This is a genomic window from Trichloromonas sp. (genome assembly GCF_041583255.1).
GTDB lineage: Bacteria > Desulfobacterota > Desulfuromonadia > Desulfuromonadales > Trichloromonadaceae > Trichloromonas.
The window spans coordinates 1-6,055 of record NZ_JBFHGD010000200.1; the positions used below are offsets into that span (position 1 = coordinate 1).

General features: G+C 63.1%; 5 protein-coding genes. 2 read left to right on the plus strand and 3 right to left on the minus strand.

Translation table 11 applies throughout. The annotated features are described in order from the left end of the window. The 3 genes from ABYV89_RS13580 to ABYV89_RS13590 all read right to left on the minus strand — a co-directional run. The coding region (locus ABYV89_RS13580; protein WP_432823483.1) for a B12-binding domain-containing radical SAM protein at positions 1 to 1,496 on the minus strand (1,496 nt) is incomplete at its 3' end. Positions 1,497 to 1,539: 43 nt separating this feature from the next. Beyond that, complete coding sequence (locus tag ABYV89_RS13585; protein ID WP_432823484.1) at positions 1,540 to 2,667, minus strand: patatin-like phospholipase family protein; 1,128 nt, start codon at positions 2,665 to 2,667, stop codon at positions 1,540 to 1,542. An 8-nt stretch (positions 2,668 to 2,675) separates the two neighbouring features. Continuing rightward, the gene (locus ABYV89_RS13590) at positions 2,676 to 3,218 is read right to left on the minus strand and encodes an MXAN_5187 C-terminal domain-containing protein (protein WP_432823485.1); all 543 of its coding nucleotides are present in this window, start codon (positions 3,216 to 3,218) and stop codon (positions 2,676 to 2,678) included. Between the two features lie 155 nt (positions 3,219 to 3,373). On the opposite strand from ABYV89_RS13590, the gene glmU reads away from it, so the two are divergent. Both glmU and glmS read left to right on the plus strand, forming a co-directional pair. After that, positions 3,374 to 4,762, plus strand: a complete 1,389-nt coding sequence (gene glmU / locus ABYV89_RS13595; RefSeq protein ID WP_432823486.1) for a bifunctional UDP-N-acetylglucosamine diphosphorylase/glucosamine-1-phosphate N-acetyltransferase GlmU — start codon at positions 3,374 to 3,376, stop codon at positions 4,760 to 4,762. A gap of 76 nt (positions 4,763 to 4,838) precedes the next feature. Next, on the plus strand, positions 4,839 to 6,055 hold a 1,217-nt coding region (gene glmS, locus ABYV89_RS13600; RefSeq protein ID WP_432823487.1), incomplete at its 3' end, for a glutamine--fructose-6-phosphate transaminase (isomerizing).

Sequence of the window (6,055 nt, forward strand, 5' to 3'; positions counted from 1 at the left end):
AGGGTTTCGGCGTAGTGAAAATGATAACGGAGCAAATCCTGGGCCGCCGGCAGAAGATCGGCCTGCTTCTGCTTTTTGAACAGAAAGGCCACATAGGCTTCCTGCAGCGGCAGCGCCTCGGCGGGCATCCATCGCTCACTGGCCAGCAGGGCCTCGTGAGATACCTTCTGCTCGGCGAGCAGCCACGCCGCAAAGCCCCGCAGGAAACTCACCGCGTCGCAACCGGCCACCTTGAGCAGGGCGGCGAAGAAAGCGACCGCGCGACCGGTGTTGTAAAAGAGGTCGGCTGACGCTGCCAGCAGGCGGCAGGCGTCCAGGTCGGCGGCGCTCATGGTGGCACTTTCGAGAATTTCGTAGGGCGGCTCCAGCTGTGCCCGCAGGCCGTGGTCAGCAGCCTCCCGGTGCAGCACGGTGCCAGGCAGTACGGCCAGGGGAAAAATATCGATATGGTTGGGCGCAAGCCCGAAAGCGTAATTAAGGCTCCGGCAAAAGCCCGAGAAATCGTCCCCCGGAAGACCGTAAATCAGGTCAAGCCCGTAAGTCACCCCCTCGCGGGCAAGCAGCTGGATCTTTTGCGCGAACTGTTCGGGATCGAGACTCCGGTGGATCTTCCGCAGCACTTCGGGACGGGCCGACTGCAGTCCGATCTGCACCGAGCAGGAGAGTTTCGCCAGCAGCCGGGCGGTCTCCCGGTCGAGAAAATCGGCCTTGGCCTCCAGATGAAAATGAATGTGCGGGGCCTTGCGGGCAAGGAGCTTGAGCAGTTTCTTGCCCCGCTCCGGCGGATGGTTGAAGGTCGAATCAAGAACCCAGACCTGGCTGACCTGCCGCCGCACGAACAGTTCCAGCTCCTTCTCCAGCCGCGCAAGCGGCAGTAGCCGGGTGCCGCGACTGCCGCGGCCATCGAAACAGAAGGTGCAGTTGAAGGGACAACCGCGGGAGGTTTCCCAGAGCACGCCGCCGGCGTCGGTTGGAGCCACGGCACCCTCAAGCCACGGCGAAGGCAGCCGGCCCAAATCCGGCGCCGGAGATGGCGATGGCGCCTCGCCCGCTCCCCCCTGTTCAGCCAGCACCAGCCCTGCCGACGGCTCAAGTTCTGCCCCGCGCGCCAACCGCAGCGCCAGCTCGGCAAAGGTCTCTTCTCCCTCGCCGAGGATGACCCCGTCAAAGCCGCCCTCCGACAGCACCGCCTGCGAGTCCGCAAAGACTTCGGGGCCTCCGGCCACCAGTTTTATCGCGGGCCTGGCGCTGCGCAGCTGGCGCGCCAGCCCGCACACCCGGCGCCGATTCCAGACATAGAGGGAAAACGCCACCAGCTTCGGCTCGCTGGCGAGAATCGCCTGTAGCATGCTCTGGTCGCTCTGCTCCGGAAAGAGATCGAGCAGCTGCGCCTGGGCCCGCAGCGGTTCCGGCAGAGCCGCCTTCAGACACCCGGCCGCCAGCGGAACGGCCTGGGCCGAACGGCGGACATGCAGGGTCGGCAGAACAATTCGCATGGATCAGATCCTCCTGATTGCCGAACGACAACCGCGCTACGATTTAACGGTTTACCTCGGCCGGCGGCGGTGCGGAGAGGTGTTTGTCCGTGGTGCGGATGCGCAAACGGCCGAAAGCAGCCTCGAAGACCGGGTACTGATCCCGCAGCTGGGCCAGGGTCAGATGATAGCCGTAATTCATCACGTGATGACGGGCCTCGTTGCTCATCGGGCTCTGAAAAAAGAACAGCGACTCGTCACGCCCCGGCTCGACCAGCAGAACCTCGACCTCAGGGTGTTCACGACGGAAATGCGCGATAGCCAGGTCGAGCTTCTCCTTGTTTTCGATCCGCCGCGACTGCTCCCAGGCGAAGGAGATGCCGAGGTCGGCGATACTGGAACACTTGCCGAAGGAGAGCGAGGGGAGACAGGAGCGCTCCTGATCGTTGTCCATGGGCACCCGGGGGTTGACCACCAGGATCAGCTCGGCGCCCCGCTCGACGGCGATATCCAGATGGCTCACCCGGCCGACGGATCCGTCCAGGTAATGGCGTCCGGCAATCGGGTAGGGGCGAAAAAAGTACGGGATGGCGCAGGAGGCGGTGATGGCCTGGCAGATCCGGACATCCTGCAGCCCCTCAGAGCCGAACACGACCCGGCGGCCGTGGTCGATATCGTAGGCCGGGATGTAAAGCTCGGCAGACAGCTGGCGGAAATCGTCGAGAATCCCCTCCTGGCGGAAAGATTCGGAGAGGTACTGGCACATCGGCTCGAGGGAAAAGAGCCCGGAAGGGAACTGCTCCTGCAGGATCGTGAACATGTCGTTCAGCGAAAAGGTCCAGCGCTGCCGGCGATGATGGCCGAGTATCTTGAAGAGGTTGCGCAGCACCTGGCCGCAGGAGGCCGCCAGGTTGCGGGCGTCGAGCCGGTAAATATCTTTGCGACGCCAGTTGAAGACCGTGCTTTCGTCGTTGGCGATGGCTTGGAACAGGGCGGCGGGCTCGATTTTATTGGCGATCAGGGTGGCAATCACCGACCCGGCGCTGACCCCGACATAAAGATCGAAGCGGCGGGTCGAGAAACCCGGGGCAAACAGCCGGTCCAAGGCAGTCAGGCAGCCGATCTCGTACGCGGCCCCCATGATTCCTCCGCCAGCCAGAACCAGAGCTGTCTTTCCCTTTTTGCGGGGCACCGGGCCTCCTATTTCTTGGCGCGCACCTTGATTTTCGGCTTGCCGTCTTCAGTCACCACCCTAAACTCCACCTCGCGATCACCGAAGGTTTCGCGGATCTTCTCCTTCTGCCGCTCCAGAAAGGAGTGAACCTGCTGCCGTTCCGGGTCGGGCCCGGCGACGCTGCAGTCCCTGCGGGCCTGCAGCAGTTCCTGATAGACCCGGTCCATGGGGTCGACCACGGGAGCGGATACCGGCTCGGGAGAGGATGTGCGACCGGCCTTGGCGACCTGCCGGATATAGCGCCCCTCATCGATCAGGCGCAGGATACGGTCCCAGTAGGTGGAATAGCTATGAAAACGGGCCGCCAGGGTCTGGCAACGAAAACGCAGATCGGTCTGGATGATTCTGCGGTTGACGAAACGGCGCAGACGCGCGGCCACAGCCTCGCGCGGCTTTATCGGTTCGCGTTTTTCGACTCCGGCAAAATACTGCTCATAAAGGATCACCAGATCCTTGATATCCTGCTCGACATCCCCCAGCTCCCTCGCAATGGCACGCCGTTCATCCATAGAAGCCTCCAATATTTGGACTATACTGAACTTGCCAGACCTTTGCAAAGAAAAACACCGGGGTATACTTGTCGCCGGAAGGGCATAATCCTTGACTCTCCGGGGCTGTTCCATGATAATTATAACTTTTTCAAGAACTCATTTTCGGAGGGATTATGAGCACACAACATCTGGCGGCCGTCATTCTCGCAGCCGGTCAGGGCACGCGAATGAAGTCGCAGCTCCCCAAGGTGCTGCACCCGGTGGCGGGCCAACCGATGGTCTGCGCCCCGGTGCGGCTGTGCCGCGAATTGGGCTGCGAAAAAACCGTCCTGGTGGTCGGCCATGGCGCCGAGCAGGTCAAACAGACGCTGGCGCAGGAGCCGGCACTCTTCGCCCTGCAGGAGCAGCAGCTCGGCACCGGCCACGCCCTGCTCTGCGCCGAAAGCCAGCTGCAGAATTTCTCCGGCACCCTGCTGCTGCTGTGCGGCGACGTGCCACTGCTGCGAAAGCAGACCATTGAACGGCTGCTGGCCTACCACGCCGAGCAGCAGGCGGCGGTCACCGTACTGACGGCCGAGATGGAAAACCCCCACGGCTACGGCCGGGTGGTCCGCGATGGCGAGGCGGTCCTGCGCATCGTCGAAGAAAAAGACGCCTCGACCAAGGAAAAGACCATCCGCGAAATAAACACCGGCATCTACGCCTTCGAGGCGCCGCTGGTGTTCGACGCCCTGCGCACTGTCGGCCGCGACAACGCCCAGGGCGAATACTACCTCACCGACGTGCTGGAAATCGCCCGCCGGCAGGGCCGCACGGTACGCGCCATCAGCGTCGCCGACCCGGACGAGCCGTTGGGGATCAACGACCGGGTCCAGCTGGCCGAGGCCAACACCATCCTGCGCCGGCGCATCAACGAAAGACACATGCGCGCCGGGGTCACCCTGCTCGACCCGGCGGCTACCTATATCGACCCCGAGGTCGAAATCGGCCCGGACTGCGTCATCCACCCCGGTGCCCACCTGCGCGGAAGCACCCGCCTCGGCAGCCACTGCATCGTCGAACCGGGGGTCATCGTCAGTGACTGCACCATCGGCGACCACGCCCACCTCAAGGCCGGCTCGGTGCTGGCCGAATCGACCCTCGGCCCCCACTGCGCCATCGGCCCCATGGCCCACCTGCGCCCAGGCACGATGCTGGCCGGCCACAACAAGCTCGGCAACTTCGTCGAAACCAAAAAGGCCATCCTGGCGGAAAAAGCCCAGGCCAGCCACCTCACCTACCTCGGCGACACCGAAATCGGGCGCAACGTCAATATCGGCTGCGGCACCATTACCTGCAACTACGACGGCGTCAACAAGCACAAGACCATCATCGAGGACGACGTCTTCGTCGGCAGCGATACCCAGTTTGTCGCCCCGGTGCGGATCGGTCGCAACAGCCTGATCGGCGCCGGCTCGACCATCACCAAGGACGTCCCCCCCGACTCCCTGGCCCTGTCACGCAGCGAACAGAAGATCATCGAAGGCTGGCGCCTGCGGCAGAAGAAAAACAAGAAACCGTAAGGGGTGAAGCGTAGGCGCGAAGGATTAAGCCCTCCACGCCTTACCTTTCTCACCTCACACCTCATCAGGAGTTCATATGTGCGGCATTGTTGGATATATCGGCTTCCAGGAAGCCACCCCCATTGTCCTTGACGGCCTGCGCCGGCTCGAATACCGCGGCTACGACTCGGCCGGGATCGCCACCCACCACGACGGCAGGATCGACATCCGCCGGGCCCAGGGCAAGCTGATCAACCTGGAAAACGTCCTCCGTGAACGCCCGGTCACGGGGACCTGCGGCATCGGCCACACCCGCTGGGCCACCCACGGCCGCCCGTCGGAAATCAACGCCCATCCCCACAACGCCGGCGGCATCGTCGTGGTCCACAACGGCATCATCGAGAACTACCTGGTGCTTAAAGAACGTCTGCGCAAGCAGGGGCACAGCTTCAGCTCCGAAACCGACACCGAGATCATCTCCCACCTGGTGGAAGAGCATTACAAAACCACCAAGGATTTCGTTAGCGCGGTGCGTAAGGCCCTGGCCGAAGTGCGCGGCGCCTACGCGGTAGCTATCCTCTGCGAACAGGAGCCGGGCAAGATGGTCGCCGCCAAGCTCGGCTCGCCGCTGGTGGTCGGTCAGGGGAAAAATGAAAATTTCGTCGCCTCCGACATCCCGGCCATGCTCTCCCACACCCGCGAGATGATTTTCCTCGAAGACGGTGAGATGGTGGTCTTTACCGGCGGCACCATGGAATTCACCGACCTGGTCGGCAATCCCGTCAGCAAATCCCCGAAGACCATCACCTGGAGCCCGCTGATGGCGGAAAAGGGCGGCTACAAGCACTTCATGCTCAAGGAGATCTACGAGCAGCCGCGGGCCATCGCCGACACCCTGGCCGGGCGTCTGCGCGAAGAAGAGGGGGATGTCTATCTCGAGGATCTGAACCTGACCGATGCCGAGCTGCAGTCGCTGGAGAAGATTTTCATCGTCGCCTGCGGCACCTCCTGGCATGCCGGCCTGGTCGGCAAGTTCATGATCGAAAAGCACTGCCGGGTGCCGGTCGAAGTCGACATCGCCAGCGAATTCCGCTACCGCGACCCGATCGTCGGCGCAAACACCCTGACCCTGCTGATCAGCCAGAGCGGGGAAACCGCCGACACCCTGGCCGCCCTGCGCGAGGCCAAAGGCAAGGGTGGCCGGGTGGTTTCGATCTGCAACGTGGTCGAATCGTCGATCCCCCGCGAATGCGACGGCGTCATCTACACCCACGCCGGCCCGGAAATCGGGGTCGCCTCGACCAAGGCCTTCAC

Bases quoted from the DNA above. Each gene is read 5' to 3' on its own strand.
- glmU (WP_432823486.1), top strand. From the start codon at position 3,374: ATGAGCACACAACATCTGGCGGCCGTCATTCTCGCAGCCGGTCAGGGC.
- ABYV89_RS13590 (WP_432823485.1), bottom strand. From the start codon at position 3,218: ATGGATGAACGGCGTGCCATTGCGAGGGAGCTGGGGGATGTCGAGCAG.